At 61.8% G+C, this 24,042-nt stretch carries 21 protein-coding genes and 1 pseudogene; 14 read left to right on the forward strand and 8 right to left on the reverse strand.

Features of this window, described 5'->3' with window-relative positions:
- The gene (locus tag KJY40_RS23770; protein ID WP_230733129.1) at window positions 1–585 is read left to right on the forward strand and encodes a cob(I)yrinic acid a,c-diamide adenosyltransferase; all 585 of its coding nucleotides are present in this window, start codon (window positions 1–3) and stop codon (window positions 583–585) included.
- 151 nt (window positions 586–736) lie between these two features.
- Here KJY40_RS23770 and KJY40_RS23775 read toward each other — a convergent pair whose 3' ends face one another.
- From KJY40_RS23775 to secA, 4 genes are all read right to left on the reverse strand, one after another.
- Entirely contained in the window at window positions 737–1,681 is a 945-nt protein-coding gene (locus KJY40_RS23775; RefSeq protein ID WP_230733131.1) for a Nudix family hydrolase, read from the reverse strand.
- Window positions 1,678–2,310 (reverse strand): glutathione S-transferase family protein, encoded by a 633-nt coding sequence (locus KJY40_RS23780; RefSeq protein ID WP_221533951.1) that lies wholly within the window; start codon window positions 2,308–2,310, stop codon window positions 1,678–1,680. Before KJY40_RS23780 ends, KJY40_RS23775 begins: the two co-directional genes overlap by 4 nt.
- 62 nt (window positions 2,311–2,372) lie before the next feature.
- Entirely contained in the window at window positions 2,373–3,590 is a 1,218-nt protein-coding gene (gene argJ / locus KJY40_RS23785; RefSeq protein WP_230733133.1) for a bifunctional glutamate N-acetyltransferase/amino-acid acetyltransferase ArgJ, read from the reverse strand.
- Window positions 3,591–3,712: 122 nt separating this feature from the next.
- Window positions 3,713–6,451: a preprotein translocase subunit SecA gene (gene secA / locus KJY40_RS23790; protein ID WP_230733135.1), complete on the reverse strand. Its 2,739-nt coding sequence runs from the start codon at window positions 6,449–6,451 to the stop codon at window positions 3,713–3,715.
- A gap of 307 nt (window positions 6,452–6,758) precedes the next feature.
- Here secA and KJY40_RS23795 point away from each other — a divergent pair, with 307 nt between their 5' ends.
- Window positions 6,759–7,214 carry a DUF721 domain-containing protein gene (locus KJY40_RS23795; protein WP_230733137.1) on the forward strand — a complete coding sequence of 152 codons (456 nt, stop codon included), beginning with the start codon at window positions 6,759–6,761 and terminating at the stop codon, window positions 7,212–7,214.
- 10 nt (window positions 7,215–7,224) lie between these two features.
- On the opposite strand, the gene KJY40_RS23800 is transcribed toward KJY40_RS23795, so the two are convergent.
- Window positions 7,225–8,712, reverse strand: coding sequence for a helicase HerA-like domain-containing protein (locus KJY40_RS23800; protein WP_230733138.1), 1,488 nt, complete (start codon window positions 8,710–8,712; stop codon window positions 7,225–7,227).
- Window positions 8,713–8,899: 187 nt separating this feature from the next.
- Here KJY40_RS23800 and KJY40_RS29825 point away from each other — a divergent pair.
- The 5 genes and pseudogenes from KJY40_RS29825 to KJY40_RS23820 all read left to right on the forward strand — a co-directional run.
- Window positions 8,900–9,931: pseudogene (locus KJY40_RS29825) on the forward strand (HAMP domain-containing protein); the annotation flags it as partial.
- Between the two features lie 93 nt (window positions 9,932–10,024).
- On the forward strand, window positions 10,025–10,789 hold the full coding sequence (locus KJY40_RS29830) for a methyl-accepting chemotaxis protein (protein WP_371807424.1): 765 nt from the start codon (window positions 10,025–10,027) through the stop codon (window positions 10,787–10,789).
- Between the two features lie 156 nt (window positions 10,790–10,945).
- Complete coding sequence (locus KJY40_RS23810) at window positions 10,946–12,058, forward strand: glycosyltransferase family 4 protein (protein ID WP_230733140.1); 1,113 nt, start codon at window positions 10,946–10,948, stop codon at window positions 12,056–12,058.
- Window positions 12,051–12,827, forward strand: coding sequence for a DUF2334 domain-containing protein (locus KJY40_RS23815; protein ID WP_230733141.1), 777 nt, complete (start codon window positions 12,051–12,053; stop codon window positions 12,825–12,827). The genes KJY40_RS23810 and KJY40_RS23815 overlap by 8 nt, the downstream gene beginning before the upstream one ends.
- Window positions 12,824–13,822: a lysylphosphatidylglycerol synthase transmembrane domain-containing protein gene (locus KJY40_RS23820; protein WP_230733142.1), complete on the forward strand. Its 999-nt coding sequence runs from the start codon at window positions 12,824–12,826 to the stop codon at window positions 13,820–13,822. The genes KJY40_RS23815 and KJY40_RS23820 overlap by 4 nt, the downstream gene beginning before the upstream one ends.
- On the opposite strand, the gene KJY40_RS23825 is transcribed toward KJY40_RS23820, so the two are convergent.
- Both KJY40_RS23825 and purU read right to left on the reverse strand, forming a co-directional pair.
- Window positions 13,806–13,982, reverse strand: coding sequence for a hypothetical protein (locus KJY40_RS23825; RefSeq protein WP_230733143.1), 177 nt, complete (start codon window positions 13,980–13,982; stop codon window positions 13,806–13,808). The two genes, KJY40_RS23820 and KJY40_RS23825, sit on opposite strands and share 17 nt — an antisense overlap.
- A gap of 58 nt (window positions 13,983–14,040) precedes the next feature.
- Window positions 14,041–14,889, reverse strand: a complete 849-nt coding sequence (purU, locus tag KJY40_RS23830) for a formyltetrahydrofolate deformylase (protein WP_011335666.1) — start codon at window positions 14,887–14,889, stop codon at window positions 14,041–14,043.
- 339 nt (window positions 14,890–15,228) lie between these two features.
- Here purU and mvaT point away from each other — a divergent pair, with 339 nt between their 5' ends.
- Complete coding sequence (mvaT, locus tag KJY40_RS23835; protein WP_007951234.1) at window positions 15,229–15,606, forward strand: histone-like nucleoid-structuring protein MvaT; 378 nt, start codon at window positions 15,229–15,231, stop codon at window positions 15,604–15,606.
- Window positions 15,607–15,707: 101 nt separating this feature from the next.
- Here the strand turns inward: mvaT and sbcB are convergent, their stop codons facing one another.
- A complete protein-coding gene (gene sbcB / locus KJY40_RS23840; protein WP_230733144.1) occupies window positions 15,708–17,138 on the reverse strand; it encodes an exodeoxyribonuclease I in 1,431 nt (476 codons plus the stop codon).
- Window positions 17,139–17,318: 180 nt separating this feature from the next.
- Between sbcB and KJY40_RS23845 the strand changes: the two genes are divergently transcribed.
- Genes KJY40_RS23845 through KJY40_RS23870 form a run of 6 tightly spaced genes read left to right on the forward strand, consistent with a single transcriptional unit; the run spans window position 17,319 to window position 24,038 of the window.
- Window positions 17,319–18,044 carry an RDD family protein gene (locus tag KJY40_RS23845; RefSeq protein WP_230733145.1) on the forward strand — a complete coding sequence of 242 codons (726 nt, stop codon included), beginning with the start codon at window positions 17,319–17,321 and terminating at the stop codon, window positions 18,042–18,044.
- Window positions 18,041–19,018, forward strand: a complete 978-nt coding sequence (locus KJY40_RS23850; RefSeq protein ID WP_230733146.1) for a stage II sporulation protein M — start codon at window positions 18,041–18,043, stop codon at window positions 19,016–19,018. Before KJY40_RS23845 ends, KJY40_RS23850 begins: the two co-directional genes overlap by 4 nt.
- A complete protein-coding gene (locus tag KJY40_RS23855) occupies window positions 19,005–20,549 on the forward strand; it encodes a DUF4129 domain-containing protein (protein WP_230733147.1) in 1,545 nt (514 codons plus the stop codon). The genes KJY40_RS23850 and KJY40_RS23855 overlap by 14 nt, the downstream gene beginning before the upstream one ends.
- Complete coding sequence (locus KJY40_RS23860) at window positions 20,546–21,712, forward strand: DUF4350 domain-containing protein (RefSeq protein ID WP_230733148.1); 1,167 nt, start codon at window positions 20,546–20,548, stop codon at window positions 21,710–21,712. The genes KJY40_RS23855 and KJY40_RS23860 overlap by 4 nt, the downstream gene beginning before the upstream one ends.
- The gene (locus tag KJY40_RS23865) at window positions 21,709–22,710 is read left to right on the forward strand and encodes an AAA family ATPase (protein WP_230733149.1); all 1,002 of its coding nucleotides are present in this window, start codon (window positions 21,709–21,711) and stop codon (window positions 22,708–22,710) included. The genes KJY40_RS23860 and KJY40_RS23865 overlap by 4 nt, the downstream gene beginning before the upstream one ends.
- On the forward strand, window positions 22,707–24,038 hold the full coding sequence (locus tag KJY40_RS23870; protein ID WP_230733150.1) for a DUF58 domain-containing protein: 1,332 nt from the start codon (window positions 22,707–22,709) through the stop codon (window positions 24,036–24,038). Before KJY40_RS23865 ends, KJY40_RS23870 begins: the two co-directional genes overlap by 4 nt.
- Window positions 24,039–24,042: the final 4 nt, after the last annotated feature.

Genomic DNA, 24,042 nt, shown 5'->3' on the forward strand with positions numbered 1-24,042 from the left:
ATGGGCTTTCGCTTGTCGAAGATCTACACCCGCACCGGCGACAAGGGCGAAACCGGACTCGGCGATGGCCGCCGGGTGCCCAAGGATCACCCGCGCATCGAAGCCATTGGCGAAGTCGATACGCTCAACAGTCAGGTCGGCGTACTGCTGGCCGGATTGATCGCCGAGCGCGAAACCTGCCCCGGGCTGAATGAGCTGATCGACGTGTTGGCGCCCTGCCAGCATCGACTGTTCGACCTTGGCGGCGAGCTGGCGATGCCGGAGTATCAGGCGCTGAACGCAGCAGAAATCGAACGGCTGGAAGCCGCCATCGATGTGTGGAACGAGGAATTGGGGCCGCTGGAGAATTTCATTCTGCCGGGCGGTTCGCTGCTGATTGCCCAGGCCCATGTCTGTCGCAGCCTGGCGCGTAGTGCCGAGCGGCGTTGCCAGCATTTGAATGCGATCGAGCCGTTGGCCGGGGTTGGTCTGGCGTATATCAATCGCTTGTCGGATCTGTTGTTTGTGGCGGCCAGGCTGATTGCGCGGCGCCAAGGGATTGCCGAGATTCTGTGGCAACCGGCGGCGAAACCTTCAGATCAGTAGCGACTGTCAGGACGCCTTCGTCGGAACGCCGCCCGGAGCAAGCCCGCTCCCACAGTTGACTGCATTCCAACAGGAGGAACTCGATCAACTGTGGGAGCGGGCTTGCTCCGGGCGGCGTTCCGACGAAGGGGACGTCAGCCTCAATAAAGAATCAGGCCTCAGGCCAGAACGCCCGAATCCCCGCCACACCCTGAGCGCCGGCATTCCACGCTTTTTCGCGCTCTGCCGGGCCGACACCGCCCAACAGAAACACCGGCTTGCTGAAGCCTTCGATCAGTGTCGAAGCCTGCTCCCAGCCCAACGGCTGTGCATCCGGGTGAGTGAGGGTCGGCTGCACCGGCGACAGGGTGACGAAATCCACGCCCATCTGCTCGGCCAGTGCCAGTTCTTCCGCGTTGTGGCAGGACGCCGCCAACCAGCGTTCCGCCGGCAGCGGACGCCCCGCCGCCGCGTACTTGCGCAGCTGCGCCGAGGTGATGTGCCAACCGGCGGCCGGGAAATCCCCCAGCCACTCGAACGGGCCCTTGATCATCAACTGTGCCTTGCCGGCACACAGGCCGACCGCGTCCACCGCCAGATCGCGGTACTTCGGGTCATAACCATTGGGCGCACGCAGCTGGATCAGTTTGATACCGCCGGCAATCGCCTTCTGGATACCGCGCAGCAAGGCCGGGGTTTCCAGGTCTTCCGGGGTGATCAGGTATTCGGCGGGCAGACGCGCCGCCGCGACGATCGGCTGGTTGGCTGCCGGGAATTCATAATCCGTCAGCTCTTTGGCCGAAACCCAGGCCAATGGCTGGCCTTCGGCACCATGGGGTTCGCCGGTAAAGCTCGAGACTTCCCAGACATCCAGCAACACCTGTTTGTCCGGGTAATCGTGGCGCACCTTGATCAGCGGCCGCGCGGCGCCGACGACAATGCCCAACTCTTCGCGCAGCTCGCGGGCCAGCGCGGTTTCCACCGATTCATCAGCTTCGACCTTGCCACCGGGAAATTCCCAGAGGCCGCCCTGATGCTGGGTATCGGCACGCCGGGCGATCAGAATCTTGCCGCTGCCGTCACGAATGACGGCGGCGGCGACGTGTACACGTTTCACGACTGCAATTCCTCCAGTCCAGCCTTTTGCCAGGCCTTGAAGGCCGGCCATTGGTAGACGGTTTCAACATAGGCTTCATCATCGGCCGGCAGCTTCACCTGATAGGTGCGCAGGCGCACGGCAATCGGTGCGAAGAACGCATCGGCCAGCGACACCCGACCAAACAGATAAGGCCCGGGCTCGGTCGCGACGGCGCGGCATTCGGCCCACAGCGCGAGCATGCGCTCGACATCGACCTTCACTTCCGGCGGCACCGGGTTGAGCGGTGCGTCGTGGCTCAGGTTGAACGGCATGTGATTGCGCATGGCGAAGAAGCCGCTGTGCATCTGCGCGCAGGCGGATCGGGCCTGGGCGCGGGCGGCGATATCGGTCGGCCAGAGTTGCTCGGAAGGAAACTGTTCGGCCAGGTATTCGGCAATCGCCAGAGAATCGGCGACGGTGCCACGAGCGGTTTTCAGCAGTGGCACCTTGGCGGTCGGCGAATGCGCCAGCAGCCGCTCGCGGGTGTCGGGCTTGCCGAGTTTGACCAGTTCTTCGGTGTAGGGCGCGCCGGTCAATTCAAGCGCCAGCGCCGCGCGCAGGGACCAGGAGGAAAGCAGTTTGTCGCCGATGATCAGGTGAAGGCTCATGTTCGGGTCCTTTCATGGGACAGAAGAAAAGGAGGTCCGCAGACCTCCTTCTTCGGCAGGGATCAGGTGCGGTATTCGGCGTTGATCTTCACGTACTCGTGGGACAAGTCGGTGGTCCAGATGGTTTCGCTGCAATCGCCGCGACCCAGTTCGATACGGATGGTAATTTCTTCCTGCTGCATCACCGCCGAGCCCCGGGCTTCGGTGTAGGTCGCGGCGCGGGCGCCACGGCTGGCGATGCACACGTCACCGAGGAACACGTCGATCTTGCTCACGTCCAGATCCGGCACGCCGGCACGGCCGACGGCGGCGAGGATGCGGCCCCAGTTCGGGTCGGAGGCGAACAGTGCGGTCTTGATCAGCGGCGAGTGGGCCACGGTGTAGCCGACGTCCAGGCATTCCTGGTGAGTGCCGCCGCCGTTGACTTCAACGGTCACGAACTTGGTCGCGCCTTCGCCGTCACGCACGATGGCCTGGGCCACGTCCATGCACACTTCGAATACGGCCTGTTTCAGCTTGGCGAACAGCTCGCCTTCGGCGCGGGTGATTTCCGGCAGCGCAGCCTTGCCGGTGGCGATCAGCATGCAGCAGTCGTTGGTTGAGGTGTCGCCGTCGATGGTGATGCGGTTGAACGACTTGTTGGCGCCGTCCAGCATCAGGTTGTGCAGCACGTCGCGGGAGACTTTGGCGTCGGTGGCGATGTAACCAAGCATGGTCGCCATGTTCGGACGGATCATGCCCGCGCCCTTGCTGATGCCGGTGACAGTAATGGTCACGCCGTCATGCTGGAACTGGCGGCTGGCGCCTTTTGGCAGCGTGTCGGTGGTCATGATGCCGGTGGCGGCAGCTTCCCAGTTGTTTTCCGACAAATCGTCCAGCGCGGCCTGCAGCGCGCCTTCGATCTTCTCGACCGGCAGCGGCTCGCCGATCACGCCAGTGGAATACGGCAGGATCTGGCTGGCATCCACACCCGTCAGCTCGGCCAGTTTGGCAGTGGTGCGCTCGGCGGCGGCCAGGCCCGGTTCGCCGGTGCCGGCGTTGGCATTGCCGGTGTTGGTCAACAGGTAGCGCACCGGGTTCTGCACGCGCTTTTTGGCCAGGATCACCGGTGCTGCACAGAAAGCGTTCAACGTGAACACGCCCGCCACGGTGGAACCTTCGGCGCAACGCATCACGACGACATCCTTGCGCCCCGGGCGCTTGATGCCGGCCGAAGCGATACCGAGTTCAAAACCGGCAACCGGGTGCAACGTTGGCAAAGGACCAAGACCAACAGCCATGAATGCGCTCCTTACTCAATGATGTCAGCACCGCCAAGCGTAGTGGCGGTGGTGTAAATGGCAAAACGCCGCGACGGCTGGTGCCGGTCGCGGCGCGGGTATTTCAGCGATTGAAACGGGTTTTACTGGATCTGCCCGTGGCAATGCTTGAATTTCTTGCCCGAACCGCAGTAGCACAGTTCGTTGCGGCCCAGCTTCTGCTCGTTACGAACCGGGGCGGCGGCGAGGGCCACATCGACCTCTTCACCGACCAATGCTTCCGGCTGCTCCAGACCCGGGGCTTCGGCGTGTTCGAACTGCATGCGGGCGGCCAGTGCTTCGGCTTCCTGACGCAGGCGCTGCTCTTCTTCGGCCGGATCTTCGCGGCGAACCTGAACGTGCGACAGCACGCGGATCGAGTCGCGCTTGATCGAATCCAGCAGCTCGGAGAACAGCGTGAAGGACTCGCGCTTGTATTCCTGCTTCGGGTTCTTCTGCGCATAACCACGCAGGTGGATACCGTGACGCAGGTGATCCATGGTCGACAGGTGGTCTTTCCACAGGTCGTCCAGAACGCGCAGCACGATCTGCTTCTCGAACGAACGCAGGGCTTCGGCGCCCGCCTGGTCTTCTTTCTCGTTGTAGGCTGCGATCAGCTCGTTCATCAGCTTCTCGCGCAGGGTTTCTTCGTACAGGTGATCATCTTCGTCGAGCCATTGCTGGATCGGCAGCTTCACGCCGAAGTCGCTGGCGATCGACGCTTCCAGACCGGCCACGTCCCACTGCTCAGGCAGCGATTGCGGCGGAATGTGGGCGCTGACGGTGGCGTTCAGGACGTCCTGACGGAAATCAGCGATGGTCTCGCCGATGTTGTCCGCAGCCAGCAACGTGTTGCGCATGTGATAGATCACTTTACGCTGTTCGTTGTTGACGTCGTCGAACTCGAGCAATTGCTTGCGAATGTCGAAGTTGCGACCTTCAACCTTGCGCTGCGCCTTCTCGATGGCGTTGGTCACCATGCGGTGCTCGATCGCTTCACCGGACTGCATGCCCAGGGCTTTCATGAAGTTCTTCACCCGGTCAGAGGCGAAGATGCGCATCAGGCTGTCTTCCAGCGACAGGTAGAAGCGGCTGGAACCCGCGTCACCCTGACGGCCGGCGCGGCCACGCAGCTGGTTGTCGATACGACGGGATTCGTGACGCTCGGACGCGATCACCTGCAGACCGCCGGACTCCAGCACTTGCTGGTGACGCTTCTGCCAGTCGGCCTTGATCTGGGCAATCTGCTCAGGGGTCGGGTTTTCCAGCGACGCGACTTCAACTTCCCAGTTGCCGCCCAACAGGATGTCGGTACCACGACCGGCCATGTTGGTGGCGATGGTCAGTGCGCCCGGACGACCGGCCTGCGCGATGATTTCAGCTTCTTTTTCGTGGAACTTGGCGTTCAGAACCTTGTGTTCGATGCCTTCCTTCACGAGCAATGCGGACATGTGCTCGGAGGTTTCGATGGTCGCAGTACCCACCAGCACCGGACGGCCGGCGGCCATGCTTTCCTTGATGTCGTTGACGATCGCCGCGTATTTCTCTTCGGCGGTCAGGAACACCAGGTCGTTGTAGTCCTTACGGGCCAACGGTTTGTTGGTCGGGATCACAATGACCGGCAGACCATAGATCTGATGGAATTCGAACGCTTCGGTGTCGGCTGTACCGGTCATGCCGGACAGTTTTTCGTACAGGCGGAAGTAGTTCTGGAACGTGGTCGATGCCAGAGTCTGGCTCTCGGCCTGGATGTTCAGGTTTTCCTTGGCTTCGATGGCCTGGTGCAGACCTTCGGACAGACGACGGCCCGGCATGGTACGGCCGGTGTGTTCGTCGACCAGAACGACCTGACCGTCCTGCACAATGTATTCGACGTTGCGGTTGAACAGCTTGTGCGCACGCAGACCGGCGTAGACGTGAGTCAGCAGGCTCAGGTTGTGCGCCGAGTACAGGCTCTCGCCCTCGGCCAGCAGACCGATGCTGGTCAGCTGGTCTTCGATGAACTGGTGACCGGCTTCGTTGAGTTCGACCTGACGGGTCTTCTCGTCAACGGTGTAATGGCCTTCCTGGGTGACTTCGCCTTCGACTTCTTCGACGTGCAGCTTGAGTTTCGGGATCAGCTTGTTGATCTCGATGTACAGCTTGGAGCTGTCCTCGGCCTGACCGGAAATGATCAGCGGAGTACGCGCTTCGTCGATGAGGATGGAGTCGACTTCGTCGATCACGGCAAAGTTGAGTTCGCGCTGGAATTTCTCTTCCATGCTGAACGCCATGTTGTCGCGCAGGTAGTCGAACCCGAATTCGTTGTTGGTGCCGTAGGTGATGTCGGCGGCGTAGGCGGCGCGCTTCTCTTCCGGCGGCTGGAACGGCGTCACGATACCGACGCTCAGACCGAGAAATTCATACAGCGGACGCATCCAGTTGGCGTCGCGGCGGGCCAGGTAATCGTTCACGGTCACAACGTGCACGCCCTTGCCGGACAGCGCGTTGAGGTAAACGCCCAGGGTACCCACCAGGGTCTTGCCTTCACCGGTGCGCATTTCGGCAATCTTGCCTTCGTGCAGGGTCATGCCGCCGATCAGCTGGACGTCGAAGTGGCGCATGCCCATGACACGCTTGCCGGCTTCGCGGGCGACCGCGAAGGCTTCCGGCAACAGCTTGTCGAGGGTCTCCCCCTTGGCAATGCGGTCCTTGAACTCTGCGGTCTTGGCGCGCAGTTGATCGTCCGAGAGGGCGACCATCTTCTCTTCGAAGGCATTGACGAGCTGCACCGTCTTGAGCATGCGTTTGACTTCACGCTCGTTCTTGCTTCCAAAAAGTTTCTTTAACAAAGGCGCAAACATATCGGCAGGATCTTCCACACTAAAGGGATGGAGGGCGGCCCCGTGAGTCGCCCGTGCAGCCCTCATGGCCGCATGCGAACGAGCATTCTACCCGGAAACGGTGGTGAGGAAAGTGGGGATATTCCACGATGCTGGCACTGCGCTTTGACGGGGCTCACTTTAAATAGGGGCGTTTTGCTCAACTTCAAGCCGATCATGGCAGAAGTTAGTCGTTGATTTAATGGGCAAAGCGGGGGCAAAAGCAATGGGCGGGTGAATCCGCTGCTTTCTGCTACCATGGCGACTCTGTTACTTCAGGTGTTCGATCATGGCATTTCGCCCTCTTACGGCCAGAGCACCCGCCGTTCTGCTTCGCGAAGCCAAGCCGCTCAAGGCCATTCTCGGCCATGCCCAACGACTGGGGCATCTGCAACGCCTGCTTGAAAGCCAGTTGCAACCCGCCGCCCGCGAACACTGCCATGTGGCTTCGTGGCGCGAAGGCAGCCTGTTGCTGATCGTTACCGACGGTCACTGGGCTACGCGCCTGCGCTACCAGCAAAAGCGCCTGCAACGACAATTGCAGATGTTCGACGAGTTCGCCAGCCTGACGCGTATCCTGTTCAAGGTGCAGCCACCGACCGTCCAGCGCGGGGCCGCCGGACACACGATCGATCTGTCGACGAATGCGGCGGCCACCATCCAGGCCACCGCCGACGGGATCAGCGATCCGAATCTGCGAGCGGCACTGGAACGACTGGCCGCCCACGCCAAACGCAAAACCTGAACCTCGTTGATCAGCGGCGCTTGCTGCCGCCGAGCAATGAACCCATCAGACCGCGCACCAACTGTTTACCCAGCGAATTCGCCGCCTGACGCATCGCCGACTTGAGCGCCTGCCCCGCCGCCGTGCCGAGGAACTCTCCGGCCTTGTCCGCCAGGCTCGGCTCTTCGGCCACCGGTTTACCCGGCGCTTGTTCAGCCTCCGGTGCCAGTCCCTTGCGCCCCATCAGGATTTCATAGGCCGACTCGCGGTCGATCGGTTTGTCATAGCGCCCCTTGAACGGCGACCCGGCGATCAGCACGGTGCGCTCGGTCTCGGTCAACGGCCCAATCCGCGATTGCGGCGGTGCCACCAGCACCCGCTGAACCATTTCCGGCGTGCCCTTCTCCTGCAAGGTGCCGACCAATGCTTCGCCGATTCCGAGTTCAGTGAGCACCGACAACGTGTCGAACGCCGGATTCGGCCGGAAGCCATCAGCCACCGCCCGCAGGGATTTCTGCTCCTTGGCGGTGAACGCGCGCAGGCCGTGCTGGATCCGCAGTCCCAGTTGCGCCAGCACGTCGTCCGGCAAGTCGCCCGGCGACTGAGTGACGAAATACACCCCCACACCTTTGGAACGGATCAGCCGCACCACTTGCTCCAAGCGTTCCTGCAACGCCTTGGGCGTATCGCCGAACAACAAATGCGCCTCATCGAAAAACAGCGCCAACAGCGGTTTGTCGGCATCGCCGCGTTCCGGCAGTTGCTCGAACAGCTCGGCCAGCAGCCACAGCAGGAAGGTCGCGTAGACCTTCGGCGCCTCATGCACCAGACGACTGGCATCGAGCAAATGGATGCGCCCGCGACCGTCAGTGCTCGGCTGCAGAATGTCTTCCAGTTGCAGGGCCGGCTCGCCAAACAACGCTTCGGCGCCCTGCTGCTCCAGCGTCGCCAGACGTCGCAACAGCGCCTGGCTGGAACCGGTGGTGAACAGCGCCGCGTCTTCGCCCAGCAGCTGTGGATTGTCCTTGAGGTGATTGAGCAGCGCTTTCAGGTCTTTGAGATCCAGCAGCAACAGGCCTTCGCGATCCGCCACCTTGAAGGCGGCATACAGCGCCGACTGCTGGCTGTCGGTCAGTTCCAGCAAGGCGCCGATCAGCAACGGGCCCATTTCGCTCAGCGTGGTGCGCAGCGGATGACCGGACTGACCGTGAATGTCCCACAAGGTCACGGGATACGCCTGAGGCGTGTGCTTGAGCCACGGCATGCCGGCGATGCGCTCGGCGATCTTGCCCTGAGGGTTGCCGGCAGCACCGAGGCCGCACAGGTCGCCCTTGACGTCAGCGGCGAACACCGCGACCCCGGCGTCGCTGAAAGCCTCGGCCAGGCGCTGCAAGGTGACGGTCTTGCCGGTACCGGTGGCGCCGGCCACCAGTCCGTGACGGTTGGCCAGACGCATGGCCTGGGCGATAGGTTGCCCGGCGAGGTCGGCGCCGATTACGAGTTGCGAAGATTCAGGCATTTGGTCACCCAATGGTTAATCTTTGTCGAGCATGGCCGATAGCTAAAGGTGACAGATGCGACTGACAACCGCATCGGAGATTTCCCTAAGGAGAAGCGGAAATACCTGCTTGTATCCATCAAGCCCACCTGGCGAGCATCTATAGAAGCACGCCCTGAATAATAAGACCTTAGCGGAACCCCAGGCCATGAACAAAAATCTGCGTTTCAGCCATAAAATTTTGCTTGCCGCCGCCCTCATCGTCATTGCCGCCTTCGCCTCGTTCACGCTGTACAACGACTGGTTGCAGCGCAATGCGATCCGTGAGGACCTGGACAATTACCTCAACGAGATGGGCGAGGTCACAGCCGACAACATCCAGACCTGGCTCAGCGGGCGCATCCTGCTGATCGAGAACGCTGCCCAGAACATCGCCATCAATCCCGAGCCTGCCGCCGTCGCCAGCCTGCTGGAACAGAAAGCCCTGACGTCGACCTTCATGGCGTCCTACCTGGGCGATGCCACCGGGCACTTCACCATCCGCCCGGATGCGAAGATGCCGGACGGTTTCGATCCGCGTGTTCGCCCTTGGTATAAAGGTGCCGAAAGCAGCAGCACGTCGACCCTGACCGAACCGTACATCGACGCGGCCACCGGCCAGACCATCATTTCCATCGCCACCGCCGCGAAAAAGGCCGGTCAGAGCGTCGGCGTGGTGGGCGGCGACCTGAGCCTGCAAACCCTGATCAATACCCTCAGCGCCCGGGACTTCTCCGGCATGGGCTACGCATTCCTGGTCAGCGCCGACGGCAAGATCCTGGTGCACCCGGACAAGGCTCTGGTGATGAAGTCACTGAAGGAAGCCTATCCGCAGGACACCCCGCGCATCAGCAGCGACTTCAGTGAAGTCACCGTCGACGGCAAGACCCGCATCGTCAACTTCACCCCGATCAAGGGCCTGCCGTCGGTGAACTGGTACATCGGTCTGTCGGTGGACAAAGACAAAGCCTTCTCGATGCTCAGCGAATTCCGCGCTTCGGCCGTGATCGCGACCGTGATTGCGGTGGCGATCATCATTGCCCTGCTCGGCATGCTGATCCGCATCCTGATTCAGCCGCTGCACGTCATGACCCGCGCCATGGAAGACATCGCCGACGGCGAAGGCGACCTGACCAAGCGCCTGACCATCCAGAACCAGGACGAATTCGGCGTGCTCGGCACCGCGTTCAACCGTTTCGTCGAGCGTATTCACGGCTCGATCCGCGAAGTGTCGTCGGCCACCGGCCAGGTCAACGAAGTTGCCCTGCGCGTGGTCGCGGCCTCGAACTCGTCGATGTACAACTCCGACCAGCAAGCCTCGCGCACCAACAGTGTGGCCGCCGCGATCAATCAGCTCGGCGCCGCCGCCCAGGAAATCGCCCGCAACGCCGCCCAGGCCTCGACCCAGGCCAGCGACGCCCGTGGCCTGGCCGAAGACGGTCAACAAGTGGTGGATCGCAGCATCAAGGCGATGAATCAGCTGTCGAGCATGCTCAGCGCGTCGAGCAGCAACATCGAATCGCTGAACAGCAAGACCGTGAACATCGGTCAGATTCTGGAAGTGATCACCAGCATTTCCCAGCAGACCAACCTGCTGGCGCTCAACGCCGCCATCGAAGCGGCCCGTGCCGGTGAAGCCGGTCGCGGATTTGCGGTGGTGGCGGACGAGGTGCGCAACCTCGCCCACCGCACCCAGGAATCGGCGCAACAGGTGCAGACCATGATCGAGGAGCTGCAAGTCGGCGCCCGCGAATCCGTCAGCACCATGAGCGACAGCCAGCGCCACAGCCAGGACAGCGTGGACATCGCCAACCTCGCCGGCGAACGCCTGAACAGCGTGACCCAGCGCATCGGTGAAATCGACGGGATGAACCAGTCGGTGGCCACCGCGACCGAGGAGCAGACCGCCGTGGTCGAGTCAATCAACGTGGATATCACCGAGATCAACACGCTGAACCAGGAAGGTGTCGAGAACTTGCAGGCGACCTTGCGCGCCTGCTCGGATCTGGAGCAGCAGGCTTCGCGATTGAAGCAGTTGGTTGGCAGCTTCCGGATTTAAAGCCGTTCTGCCGGTCGTCTTCGTCATTCGCTACCATCCGACGAAGACGACCGATATCCCTCAGAAACCGGCCTGCCCCCCACCGCGAAACCCCGACCGAACATCTATTCTTGATAAAGGTCAACCAAGGGAGATCAACGCGGAGGGACGTTCACTGTGCATATCGCCGACATCACCATGTTCTACGCCCCGGCCAGCGGCGGCGTGCGCACCTATCTGGATGCCAAGCACCGTCGGCTGGGGGTCAAACCCGGCATCCGCCACAGCCTGCTGATTCCCGGCGCGCATTTCGGCGAACGTGATGGTGTCTACACGGTTCCCGCCCCCGCCCTGCCCTTCGGCAAAGGCTATCGTTTTCCCCTGCGCCTGGCCCCTTGGCGAAACGTCCTGCAGCATCTGCAACCCGATCTGATCGAAGTCGGCGACCCGTACCTCACTGCCTGGGCCGCGCTCGATGCGCGGCGGCAGCTGGACGTGCCAGTGATCGGTTTCTATCACTCGGATCTGCCGCTATTGGTGGGCAATCGCATGGGCCAATGGGTCACGCCGAACGTCGATGCGTACGTGCGCAAGTTGTACAGCAATTTCGACCGGGTGCTGGCGCCCAGCCAGGTGATGGCCGACAAGCTCAGCGGGCTGGGCGTGCGCAATGTCTTCGTGCAGCCGCTGGGCGTTGACCTGCACACTTTCCATCCGGAGGCCCGCGATACCGGGTTGCGCAGCGAACTGGGGATCGCCGAGGACACGCGCCTGCTGATCTTTGCCGGTCGCGGTTCCAAGGAGAAAAACCTGCCGGTGCTGCTCGACTGCATGAAACGCCTGGGCCCGCGCTATCACCTGTTGTTGGTCGGCTCGTCGATGCCTGCATCTGTCCCGGCCAATGTCAGTGTGATCGACCAGTTTTGCCCGGCCGCGCAGGTCGCGCGGCTAATGGCCAGTGCCGATGCGCTGATCCACGCCGGCGATCAGGAAACCTTCGGACTGGTGATTCTGGAGGCCATGGCCTGCGGCATTCCGGTGGTGGCGGTGGCGGCCGGTGCGTTCGAGGAAATCGTCAGCGACTCCTGCGGCCTGCTCTGCGCGCCGAACAATGCGCAAGCCATGGCCAATGCCGTGCGCGAACTGTTCAGTCGCGGGACTGGCGTACTCGGCCAGCAGGCACGCCAACATGTCGAACGGCATTACGCCTGGGACACGGTGGTCGACAGCCTGCTGGGCCATTACCACGCCGTACTCGGCGATTCGGTTCCTCGGGTGGCCAATGGCTGAATTTCACGAGCGCCCGGCGCTGTTGCTGGTGCTGCATGACGTGGCGCCCTCCACGTGGGCCGATTATCGAGCGTTCGTCGAAGCCGTTGACCGGGTGGGCAACGTCCCGATGACGTGGTTGGTGGTACCGGACTTCCATCGACACGACGCCCTTGAAGCCCATCCGGCGTTTTGTCGAATGCTCGACCAGCGCGTCGCACGCGGTGATGAACTGGCCCTGCACGGCCACTTTCATGAAGACACCGAACCCGGCCCGCGCACGGCGCGCGACTGGTTCATGCGCCGGGTCTACACCCACGAAGGCGAGTTCTATCAGTTGTCCCGTGAAGCCGCCCTCGCCCGCCTGGGTCCGGGCATCGATCTGTTTCGGCGCCACGGTTGGCCGCTGCACGGTTTCGTCGCCCCGGCCTGGTTGATGAGCAACGGCACGCGCCAGGCACTGCGCGAATTGCCACTGCGCTACACCAGCGATCCGCAACATCTTTATCACTTGCCGGATTTCACCGCGGTCGAAGCCCCCGGACTGGTCTGGAGCGCACGCAGCGCCTGGCGTCGCGGCATGTCGAAGGTCGTCAGCGAACAGCGGGAACAGCGCTGGCGTCAGGCGCCGGTGATTCGTCTAGGCTTGCACCCGGTGGACATGCGCCACCGCTTTTCCCGGGATTACTGGTGGCGCACCCTTGAACGACTGCTGGCGGACGGACGCGTGCCCATGACCAAAATCGACTGGCTGACGCGCCAGCGCACTCAAGCCGAGCGTGCCGCTTGAGCCGCGGCATTCTGTTGCTGATCGGCCTGCTGGTGGCCGTGGCGGTTCCCGTTCTGCTCGGGGGCGGCGAGACCTGGGGGCGCCTGCAGGCGTTTCCGTTGCGCTGGCTGTTGATCATGTTCGCCATGGTTCTGCTGTGTTGGGGCATCAACACCTTGCGCCTTCGGCTGTTGCTCGGCGATCAGCGTGACCGGGTCACGCCCGTCAAAAGCCTTGGGGTGGTGATGGCTGCCGAATTTGCCTGGTGCGCCACGCCCGGCGGCAGCGGAGGGCCGTTGACGATCATGGCGCTGCTGGCGCGCAGCGGCGTGCGCCCGGCCCGGGGCAGCGCCGTGTTTGCGATGGATCAGCTGAGCGATCTGCTGTTCTTTCTCTGCGCCCTGAGCGGGATCCTGATCTACGCGCTGTTCCAGCATCTCAGCGACCGAATGGAATGGCTGCTGATCGTCAGCGCCCTGTCGTTGACCGGCGGTCTGTTCAGCTGCGTGCTGGTCGCGCGCTATCACCGTCGATTGATTCGCCTGAGCGGGCGCCTGTTGGCCGGGATGAATGTCGAACCGCGTACTCGACGGCGCTGGGCGCGGCAGTTGCTGCACTTTCTGGCCGCTTTCACCGATGCGCTGAAATTGCCTTGGCAGACATTGATCAAGGTGTTCGTCCTGACCTGCGTGCATTGGTCGCTGCGATATAGCGTGCTGTACCTGGCGTTGCGCGGGCTGGGGGCGGATGTGCAGTGGGCCTGGACGTTCCTGATCCAGATGCTTTCGCTGGGTGCGGGGCAATTCAGCCTGTTGCCGGGCGGTGCCGGTGCGGCGGAATTGACTTCGGCGGCGCTGCTGGCGCCGATGGTCGGCAAATCGACCGCGGCGGCGGCGATTCTGATCTGGCGGGTGGTGACGTTTTACTTCTATCTGCTGGTGGGTGGACCGGTATTTCTATTGATGCTGGGCCGGCCGTTGCTGAAAAAGCTGCTGAGCGTCAGACAGGCTTCCTGAGGTCATCCTCTTCGTCCTTGAGTTGTTCCCACAGTTCGGCAGCACCGGGAAACTCGGTGCCGTCCTCCGGGCTCAGGTCGTCCGGGTCATAGCGGCTGAGACAGCCCTCGCCCAGAGACGCGGGGGCCTTGGAAGTGGCTTTGTCCAGTGGATCGCTCATCGGTAATTCCTCACGGTCCATGGATCGCCCCCACGCTTTGCGTGGGGGCGAACCTGAATCAGAACACCACGGTCTTGTTGCCGTGCACCAGCACGCGGTCTTCCAGGTGATAACGCAGGCCACGGGCCAGCACCATCTTCTCGACGTCACGACCGAAACGCACCATGTCTTCGATGCTGTCACTGTGGCTGACGCGCACCACGTCCTGTTCGATGATCGGGCCGGCATCCAGCTCTTCGGTCACGTAGTGGCAGGTCGCGCCGATCAGTTTCACGCCACGCATCGAAGCCTGGTGGTACGGCTTGGCACCGACGAACGACGGCAGGAAGCTGTGGTGAATGTTGATGACCTTGTGCGCGTATTCGCGGCACATGTCCGGCGGCAGGATCTGCATGTAGCGCGCCAGCACCACCACTTCGGCGTCGTGCTGCTTGACCAGACGTGACACTTCATCGAAGGCCGGTTGCTTGTCCTGCGGATTGACCGGCACGTGGTAATAAGGAATGCCGTGCCACTCGACCATGCTGCGCAGGTCGTCGTGGTTGGAAATCACGCAGGAGATCTCGCAATCGAGCTCGTCGCTGTGCCAACGGTGCAGCAAGTCAGCCAGGCAGTGGGATTCGCGGCTGGCCATCAGCACCACGCGTTTTTTCTGCTCGGTGTCGGTGATGCGCCAGTCCATCGAGAACTCTTCGGCGATCGGTGCAAACTTCTCGCGCAACACCTCGATACCGAAAGGCAGGGAATCGGCACGGATTTCGTGACGCATGAAGAACCAGCCGACCTGGTTGTCCGAGTGGTGACTCGCTTCGGTGATCCAGCCATTGTGGGCCGCCAGAAAGTTACTGACTTTGGCAACGATGCCAACGCGGTCCGGGCAAGAAATCACCAGCCGAAAAGTGCGCATGAGGGGGAAACTCCAGAACTTCGCAAAGGCGGCCATTCTAGCGACTGCGCAGGAAAACTGCAGTATTGATGACCCTCGGAGCCTCACGGCAGCCCGTCGCAGCTTTTTTGACGCCCGCAAACGCCAGAATGATGGCGCAGCAATAGCCATGCATGAACAGGCTTGTGTGAATATCTGTGAAGACTCCATCACAATATTTAACTGAACATTCAATTCAGGGCTTTTCAACGTAACTAATTCAAATAAAAACCCCGGTTAAATGTTTACTTGATGAAACAGCCTGACTATTATTGCCGCACTGTCCCCTGCCATCGCGCACTCCCACATAAGGTAGTAATCATGTCCTTGATCAACGAATATCGTGCCACCGAAGAAGCTATCAAAGAGCTGCAAGCCCGTTTGAAGAACCTGTCGCAAGACGACAAACTGCAAGCCGAGCTGGAATTCGAAGGCAAACTGCGCACCCTGATGGGCGAATATTCCAAATCCCTGCGTGACATCATCGCGCTGCTGGATCCAGAGTCCAAAACCAAAGCACCTCGTGGCGGCGCAGCCAAAACTACCGGCACCAAGCGTGCCCGCAAAGTTAAACAATACAAAAACCCGCACAACGGCGAAGTCATCGAAACCAAAGGTGGCAACCACAAAACTCTGAAAGAGTGGAAAGCCAAGTGGGGCGGTGACGTGGTTGAAGGCTGGGCTACCCTGCTGGGCTAAGCCGCAACCCTTGTCGCAGAGCGCTTCTGTGACACAAAAAAACGCCAGCGAATGCTGGCGTTTTTTTATGCCCGGCATTCAAGCGCCGGACATGTTCGATTTCAAAGATCCAAACGTTTGCGCAATGCCTGGACATAGTTCTGCCATTCAACCAACACCTCGGCCTGCATCGGCGCAGCACTAAGCAGCCATTGCTCCATGGCCTCGACAAAAGATTGCAAGGTATTAGGGGCGCCCCACTCCGGCGCGGACAAGCGTTGCCGGCAAAAGATTTTCCAGCGTTCTTGCTCTTCGAAATTCAACGTATCGGGAAAGTTACGTGCTCGATATCGAAACAACAATTCAGGCAAACGTTCATCATCGAACGGCCATTGCTCTCGCGCTAATTGAGCTGGATCGGTCGTCCTCACTTGCTCACATAAACGACGATCGCGGTCACCGATAAATCCGTCGTACAACTGTTGTTCCGGATCTTCACTCGAGGCGAAATCTTCGCTGGCATAAATCGCCGGGACTTTATCCTTCCAAACTTGTTGTGCGTCACTTAGTCGCAATGCACGCGCCTGATACAACGCCATGTCCAGACCCAGACGCTGCTGATCTTCAGCTCTCAGCACCGACAACGGCGCCACCACCGGGCACTTGTTGATGTGAATAAGCTTGAGCGGTACCGGCAACTCGCCTTCGGCCAGATCGTCACGCCGGGTGTACAGGCGCTGGCGCAATGTTTCGGCATCCAGGTCGAGCAGGCCCTGCGGATCCAGGTGCAGATCACAGACGATCAACGCGTTCTTGTTGCGCGGATGCCAGGCCAGCGGTAGCACCACGCCGACATAACTGCGCGCAGCGGAGAAACGCCCGGAAATGTGCACCATCGGCTGCAACAGACGAATCTGGTCCATGACCTTCTGTTTGCTGCGCAGCTGGAACAGCCAGTCATACAGCTTTGGCTGCTTCTCGCGGATCAACCGGGCCAGAGCAATGGTGGCGCGCACGTCCGACAAGGCTTCGTGAGCATTGCCATGATCGATGCCATTGGCGGCGGTCAGACGTTCGAGCTTGAGCGTCACCTTGCCTTCGTCATCGGTCGGCCAGACCAGCCCATCCGGGCGCAATGCGTAAGCGGCGCGCACCACATCGATCAGATCCCAGCGACTGTTGCCGCCCTGCCATTCACGGGCATAGGGATCGAAAAAGTTGCGGTACAGACTGTAGCGGGTCATCTCGTCGTCGAAACGCAGGGTGTTGTAACCCGCGCCGCAAGTGCCGGGTGCCGCGAGCTGAGCATGGACCCGGGTCATGAAGTCAGCTTCGCTCAAGCCCTGTTCGGCGAGGCGGCTCGGAGTGATGCCGGTGATTGCGCACGCCGCCGGGTGTGGCAGGATATCTTCGCTGGGCTGGCAGTAGAGATTGACCGGCGCGTCGATTTCGTTGAGTTCGTGGTCGGTGCGGATCCCAGCCACCTGCAACGGGCGGTCGCATCGGGGATTGATGCCGGTGGTTTCGTAGTCGTACCAGAAAATGGAAGTCACGGGCGGTTCCTGAACTGAAGATCGGCAAAGTCTAGGCGTTCAAGCGCCGTCGCGGCCAGCGCCGCATCATTCAGTCACCTTTGGTTGAACGATGTGTATGACATAGTTATGTCGTTTCCCCCCGAGAGACTGCTAGCATCGGACGCACTTGCATCCCGATCCGGCAACATCAGGTAGCCCATGTTCGAGACCACAGCACCGCCAAGGAAAGCACCGCTGGCCCCGCCACTGGACACGCGGCATCAGGTCGAAACGCCGGAAGGCGTCGACTTGCCGCTGCGTCCCGCCGGCCTGATGGTGCGTGCCGTGGCGTTCACCATCGATCTGGGGTTGCGCGGGCTGATCCTGGGCCTGCTGCTCATGGTGCTGGCGTTGCTCGGCAAACTCGGCATTGGCCTGGGGTCGCTGCTGCTGTTTGCGGTGAGCTGGTGGTACATGGTGCTGTTCGAAGTGTTGCGTCAGGGCCGTTCGCCGGGCAAGCAATGGATGGGCCTGCGGGTGGTACACGACGATGGCACGCCGGTCGGCTGGTCGGCATCCTTGCTGCGCAATCTGCTGCGTTTCGTTGACCTGATGCCGTTCGGCTATTTCCTTGGCGCCATCAGTTGCCTGCAACACCCGACCTTCAAACGCCTCGGCGACATCGCTGCCGGCACGCTGGTGATCTACAGCGAACGCCCGCTCAAGCGTCCGCAATTGCCCGATGCCGAACCCCGCCGCTCACCGATCCCGCTGACCCTCACCGAGCAACGTGCCCTGCTCGCCTTCGCCGAACGTCAGGGCGAACTGTCGACGGCGCGGGTCAACGAACTTGCTGCATTGCTCGCTCAGCCGCTGCACATCAGCGCGCCAAAAGCCGTCGGTGAACTCAACGGCATCGCCCGCGGCCTGTTGGGGCCGACATGAAGCAAAGCCTTTTTGAAACCCGCCACAAGGCCGAATGGGAGCGTTTCACTCTCGCTCTCGAACGACTTGAACGTGGCAAGGACACCTCGCAGGTCGCGGAATTTCCCAAGGCCTATCGCCGAATCTGCCAGCATCTGGCGCTGGCGCAGGAACGTGGTTACAGCAGTTTTCTGGTCGACTCCTTGCAACAGTTGGTGCTGCGCGGCCATCAACAGCTTTACCGCCACCGCCGACAGCTCGGTGCCAGCCTGCTGAGCTTCATCCTCGCCGGATTCCCCCGGCTGGTACGTGCACAATGGCCTTTCGTGCTGGTGGCCGGGCTACTGTTTTTCGGCAGTCTGGCCGGTTTCGGGGTACTGGTGTATCTGAATCCCGAATTGATCTACAACATGATCCCCGCCGAGCAAGTGCGCGAGATGCAGGGCATGTACGATCCGGTCGCCGGCCACCTCGGGCGCTCCGCCGAGCGCGCCACCAGTGAAAACTGGGTGATGTTTGGCTACTACATCATGCACAACACAGGTATCGCCTTTCAGACCTTCGCCAGCGGTTTACTGCTGGGTCTGGGCAGTGCGTTCTTCCTGTTCTACAACGGTCTGACCATCGGTGCGGTGGCCGGGCACCTGAGTGAAATCGGCTTCGGTCAGACCTTCTGGCCTTTTGTGATCGGCCACGGCGCATTTGAACTCAGCGCGATTGTCCTGGCCGGGGCGGCGGGACTGAAGCTGGGTTGGGCATTAATCGCGCCAGGTCGCCTGAAACGAGGCGAGGCCTTGAGACACGTCGCGCGCCAGAGCGTACTGCTGATCTGCGGCGTGATGCTGTTGCTGTTGATCGCCGCGTTTATCGAAGCCTACTGGTCGTCGCGCACCGGGGTTTCGCCGCAGACCAAATACCTGGTCGGCGCCGGGCTCTGGCTCTGCGTGGCGATCTATCTGCTGTTCGCCGGAAGGACCCGCCATGCGCCTGAGTGACGCGACCGTGGCGATCCGTCCGCGCACCACCTGGGAAGCCATGGACCTGGGCGTACTCATGAGCCAGCAACATCGGCGCCTGCTGATGACCAGTTGGGCCATCGTCACCCTGCCGCTGTTCGCAGTACTCAGCCTATTGTTGTGGGACTCCCCTTCACTCGCCATCTTCATATTCTGGTGGCTGAAACCGGCCTACGAACGCTTGCCGCTGTACATCCTGTCCAAGGCGCTGTTCGGCGAAACGCCCACGTTGAAGCAGGCCTTGCGCCAATGGCCGCGCCTGCTCAAGCCACAACTCATCGCCAGCCTGACCTGGCGCCGGTTCAGCCTGAGCCGCAGCTTCCTGCTGCCCGTGCTGCAACTCGAAGGCCTCGAGGGCACCGCTCGCCAGCAGCGTCTACAAGTGCTGCTGCAACGCAATGCCGGCGCGGCCCAGTGGCTGACGATCATCGGCGTGCATCTGGAAACGGCGCTGTGGATCGGCCTGATGGTGTTGTTCTATCTGCTGCTGCCACAACAGGTCGAAACCGATTGGGACTGGCAAAGCCTGATCTTCGCGGCCGACTACGAATGGCGCTGGCTGGAGCATCTGACCAATGCGTTCTATGCACTGATCCTGGTGATCTGGGAACCGGTGTATGTCGCCTGCGGGTTCAGTCTGTATCTGAACCGCCGCACCGTCCTCGAAGCCTGGGACATCGAGCTGGTGTTCCGCCGCTTGCGCCAGCGTTTGAACAGCAGCGCGCTCGGCTTGCTGCTGGTGGTGTGTCTGCTGTTGCCGGGCGTGCCCTCAGCCTGGGCCGCCGACCCCGCCACTTCTCCAGATGCACCGCGTCTGTTGAATCAGCCACTGACCAGCGAGGCGTCCCGCAACAGCATCAAGGCCTTGCTCGAACAACCGCCGTTCAAGAACAAGGAAACCGTCACCCGTTATCGCTTCGGCGAAGATCCCGCGACTGCCGAAAAACCCAGGGAAGGCGAAGCTCCGCAATGGTTGAAAACCCTGCTCGACTGGCTGGACGGCCGACACCTCGACGGTGTGGCCAAGGCGTTCGAAGTCGTGCTGTGGGGCGCGGTGATCGCCGGGCTCGGCTGGCTGCTCTGGCGTTATCGGGATTTTCTGCAAGCGTTCGTCGGCCGCCGTCCGCGCTTGCCCGAAGCGAACAAAAGGCCCTTGCCGCAACAGGCCTTCGGTCTGGATCTGCAAAAGGAAACCTTGCCCGATGACATCGCCAGCCACGCGGAACAGCTCTGGCAAACCGAGCCCCGCGCGGCACTGGGCCTGCTGTACCGGGCACTGCTCAGTCATCTATTGCACGACTTCAACCTGACCCTGAAACCCGCCGACACCGAGAGCGAAGTGCTGGCCCGGATCGAACAGTTGCAGCGTCCGGATCTGCTCACTTATAGCCGTCACCTCACCGGCCACTGGCAGAACATGGCCTACGGGCACCGCGTACCGGCGGCGCATCTGCAACAGGAACTGTGTGACGGCTGGCGCACCCTGTTTGGCCACGGAGTCGCCCGTTGAACCGGCGCGCGCTCTGGCTTTTGGGCGGCGCGCTGATCGTCGTCCTGCTTGGTGCGCTGGGCATTTATCTGTTCCTCAAGGCCACGCCTTACCAGACCGAAGTCGATCACGGCCCGTCCCCCGCTGCGCAAGCCAATCCTTATCTGGCGGCGGAGATGTTTCTGCGCGAACGCGGGATCGACGTCAGTCATGCCGAAAGCCTCGCCGTGTTGCCCGACATCGATCCGCGCCAGCACACGCTGCTGATGTTCAACGACCGCTCGAAAATGACTCCGCGTCAGGTCGATCAGGTTCTGAACTGGGTCCGGGCCGGCGGAAGGCTGGTGTTCGTCGCCGAATCGATCTGGGATGAAAAGACCGGCCAGAGCAACGACCTGCTGCTCGACCGCGTGCAACTGCATCAATCCTTCACCAAGGATCTCAAGGATCCGCCACCGGATGCCGCCGAAGATCCCTGGCCCAACCTGACCAAGCTCTATCTGGAAGACGAAGACGCCCCTGCCTACGCCGGGTTCGACACCGCGTTCCATCTCGACGACCCGAAAAACCTCGCCCAGGCCTGGGCCAACAGCGCGAAGGCCACGCACATGATGCAACTGGCGTTCGGCCTCGGCACGATCACCGTGGTCACCGATGCCGATCTGTGGAAAACCCCGGCGATTGCGCAGCACGACAATGCCTGGCTGCTCTGGTACCTCAGCGCCGACACCGCCGTGACCTTGTTGTACAACACCGAACACGACGGTCTGCTGACCCTGCTCTGGCACTATTTCCCGCAAGCCATCGTCGCCCTGCTCGCGCTGATCGGTCTGTGGCTGTGGCATGTCGGCGTGCGTCACGGCCCGGTGCAGGCGCCGGCTCCGAGTGGTCGTCGACAGTTGATGGAACACCTGCGCGCCAGTGCCGACTTCATCCTGCGCCACAACGGCCAACAGACCTTGCTGCAAGCGTTGCAGCAGGACGTCCTGCGCCGCGCCCGTCACCGTCACCCTGGTTTCGACCAACTGAACGTCGCCGAACAATGGCTGGCCCTGTCGCGCCTGACCCGCCAGCCGACCCGCGCCATCAGCCAGGCCCTGAGCCCGGCACCGAAGCGGCGTATGTCCAGCGCCGAATTCTGCCGTCAGGTCGCCCACCTGCAAGCCTTGAGGAACTCGCTATGACCGAACACATCGAACCCGGCTCGCCCAGCCACGCGGCCCAGCAACGCCACCGAGCCAGTCAGTTGGCCCAAGCGATACGCGGCGAATTGCAGAAGGCGCTGATCGGCCAGAATCCGGTGATCGACGACGTGCTGACCGCGCTGATCGCCGGCGGTCACGTGCTGCTCGAAGGGGTTCCCGGCCTCGGCAAAACCCTGCTGGTACGCGCGCTGGCCAAATGCTTCGGCGGCGAGTTCGCGCGCATCCAGTTCACCCCGGATCTGATGCCCAGCGACGTCACCGGCCACGCGGTCTACGACCTGCAGACCGAGCAGTTCAAACTGCGCAAAGGCCCGTTGTTCACCCACCTGCTGCTGGCCGACGAGATCAACCGCGCCCCGGCCAAGACGCAAGCCGCATTGCTCGAAGCGATGCAGGAACGTCAGGTCACCCTTGAGGGCCGGGCCCTGCCGATTGCTCAACCGTTCATGGTGCTCGCCACGCAAAACCCGATCGAACAGGAAGGCACCTATCCGCTGCCGGAAGCCGAACTCGACCGCTTCATGCTCAAGGTGCGCATGGATTATCCGGATGCCGATCAGGAGCTGGACATGGTGCGTCAGGTCAGCCGCTCGACCCGCGCCGACATGCTCGACGTGCAACCGCTGCGCACCGTGTTGCAGGCCAAGGACGTGCAAGCCCTGCAACGCATTGCCAGCGATCTGCCGCTGGACGAGCAGGTGCTCGATTACGCCGTGCGTCTGGCCCGCAGCACCCGCACCTGGCCGGGCCTGAGCCTCGGCGCCGGGCCACGAGCCTCCATTGCACTGGTGCGCTGCGCCCGCGCCCGGGCCCTGTTGCGCGGCGGCGAATTCGTGATTCCCGACGACATCAAGGGCTGCGCACTGGCGGTGTTGCGCCATCGCGTACGCCTTGCGCCGGAGCTGGACATCGAAGGGCTGCAAGTCGATCAAGTCCTACAGCAACTGCTCGACCAAGTACCGGCGCCGCGCCTGTGAAACCCTCGCGCCTGCTGTTGATCTGGCTGGCGATCCTGCTGGCCATCGGTATTGTGCTGGGCGCGTTGCAGGCGCTGGACGTCGAGGTGCCATCGAGCCTGCTGTCGATCAACTGGGGATTGTTGCTGGCGCTGTTCGCGCTGAGCCTGCTGGACGCGCTGCGCCTCAAGCGCCTGCCCTCGCCCCGCGTGCAACGACAGATGCCCGGCAGCCTGGCCCTCGGTCGCTGGAGCGAAATCCGGCTGGAAGTCGAACATGATTTCGACCAACCACTGGCCATTCAAATTTTCGATCACGTACCCGATGGCCTGAGTTTCGAAAACCTGCCACTCGACACCGAGCTACAACCCGGCCAGCGCAGCCTGATCGGCTATCGCCTGCGTCCGCTCAAACGCGGCCACTTCACCTTCGACACCTGCGAACTCAACCTGCCCAGCCCCTTCGGCCTGTGGTCCGGCAAACGCCTGCTGAACATCACCGACCACACCCGCGTCTATCCCGACTTCGCCCGCCTCTACGGCGGCCAATTGCTGGCGGTGGACAACTGGCTCAGCCAGCTCGGCGTACGTCAGCGCCAACGCAGAGGCCAGGGTATGGAGTTCCATCAACTGCGGGAATTTCGCGAAGGCGACAGCCTGCGCCAGATCGACTGGAAAGCCACCGCCCGCCATCGCACGCCGATTGCCCGGGAGTACGAAGACGAACGGGATCAGCAGATCGTTTTCATGCTCGACTGCGGACGGCAGATGCGCAGTCAGGATGGGGAACTGTCGCACTTTGATCATGCGCTCAATGCCTGTCTGCTGTTGAGTTATGTGGCGTTGCGGCAGGGGGATGCGGTGGGATTGTCCACCTTTGCCAGTGATCAGCCGCGGTTTATCGCACCGATCAAAGGTGAGGGGCAGCTCAAGGTGCTGCTCAACGGTGTTTATGATCTGGATAGCACGCAGTGTTCGGCGGATTATCCGGCGGCGGTGAATCAGTTACTGGCCAGACAGAAGCGTCGGGCGCTCGTGGTGCTGGTGACGAATGTGCGGGATGAGGGCGATGAAGAACTGCTGAGCGCCATGACTCAACTGGGCAAGCAACACCGTGTACTGATTGCAAGCCTGTACGAAGAAAGACTCGAAGACGTGCGGCTGACTCCGGTTCAATCGCTGACGGATGCGCTGGCCTATTGTGCAACGGTGGATTACTTGAACGGCACGGCAAGACTCCATGAGCAGTTGAGGACTCATGGAGTACCGATCATCAATGCCCTGCCCTCGGAACTGGGCGCCGAGTTGGTGACGCGATATCTGGCCTGGAAAAAAAGCGAAGCCTTGTGACTGC

Origin of the sequence: Pseudomonas fitomaticsae (assembly GCF_021018765.1) — a bacterium.
GTDB lineage: Bacteria > Pseudomonadota > Gammaproteobacteria > Pseudomonadales > Pseudomonadaceae > Aquipseudomonas > Aquipseudomonas fitomaticsae.

Bases quoted from the DNA above. Each gene is read 5' to 3' on its own strand.
- KJY40_RS23770 (WP_230733129.1), top strand. From the start codon at position 1: ATGGGCTTTCGCTTGTCGAAGATCTACACCCGCACCGGCGACAAGGGC.
- KJY40_RS23780 (WP_221533951.1), bottom strand. From the start codon at position 2,310: ATGAGCCTTCACCTGATCATCGGCGACAAACTGCTTTCCTCCTGGTCC.
- argJ (WP_230733133.1), bottom strand. From the start codon at position 3,590: ATGGCTGTTGGTCTTGGTCCTTTGCCAACGTTGCACCCGGTTGCCGGT.
- secA (WP_230733135.1), bottom strand. From the start codon at position 6,451: ATGTTTGCGCCTTTGTTAAAGAAACTTTTTGGAAGCAAGAACGAGCGT.
- KJY40_RS23795 (WP_230733137.1), top strand. From the start codon at position 6,759: ATGGCATTTCGCCCTCTTACGGCCAGAGCACCCGCCGTTCTGCTTCGC.
- KJY40_RS23800 (WP_230733138.1), bottom strand. From the start codon at position 8,712: ATGCCTGAATCTTCGCAACTCGTAATCGGCGCCGACCTCGCCGGGCAA.
- KJY40_RS29830 (WP_371807424.1), top strand. From the start codon at position 10,025: ATGTACAACTCCGACCAGCAAGCCTCGCGCACCAACAGTGTGGCCGCC.
- KJY40_RS23815 (WP_230733141.1), top strand. From the start codon at position 12,051: ATGGCTGAATTTCACGAGCGCCCGGCGCTGTTGCTGGTGCTGCATGAC.
- KJY40_RS23825 (WP_230733143.1), bottom strand. From the start codon at position 13,982: ATGAGCGATCCACTGGACAAAGCCACTTCCAAGGCCCCCGCGTCTCTG.
- purU (WP_011335666.1), bottom strand. From the start codon at position 14,889: ATGCGCACTTTTCGGCTGGTGATTTCTTGCCCGGACCGCGTTGGCATC.
- mvaT (WP_007951234.1), top strand. From the start codon at position 15,229: ATGTCCTTGATCAACGAATATCGTGCCACCGAAGAAGCTATCAAAGAG.
- KJY40_RS23845 (WP_230733145.1), top strand. From the start codon at position 17,319: ATGTTCGAGACCACAGCACCGCCAAGGAAAGCACCGCTGGCCCCGCCA.
- KJY40_RS23850 (WP_230733146.1), top strand. From the start codon at position 18,041: ATGAAGCAAAGCCTTTTTGAAACCCGCCACAAGGCCGAATGGGAGCGT.
- KJY40_RS23855 (WP_230733147.1), top strand. From the start codon at position 19,005: ATGCGCCTGAGTGACGCGACCGTGGCGATCCGTCCGCGCACCACCTGG.
- KJY40_RS23865 (WP_230733149.1), top strand. From the start codon at position 21,709: ATGACCGAACACATCGAACCCGGCTCGCCCAGCCACGCGGCCCAGCAA.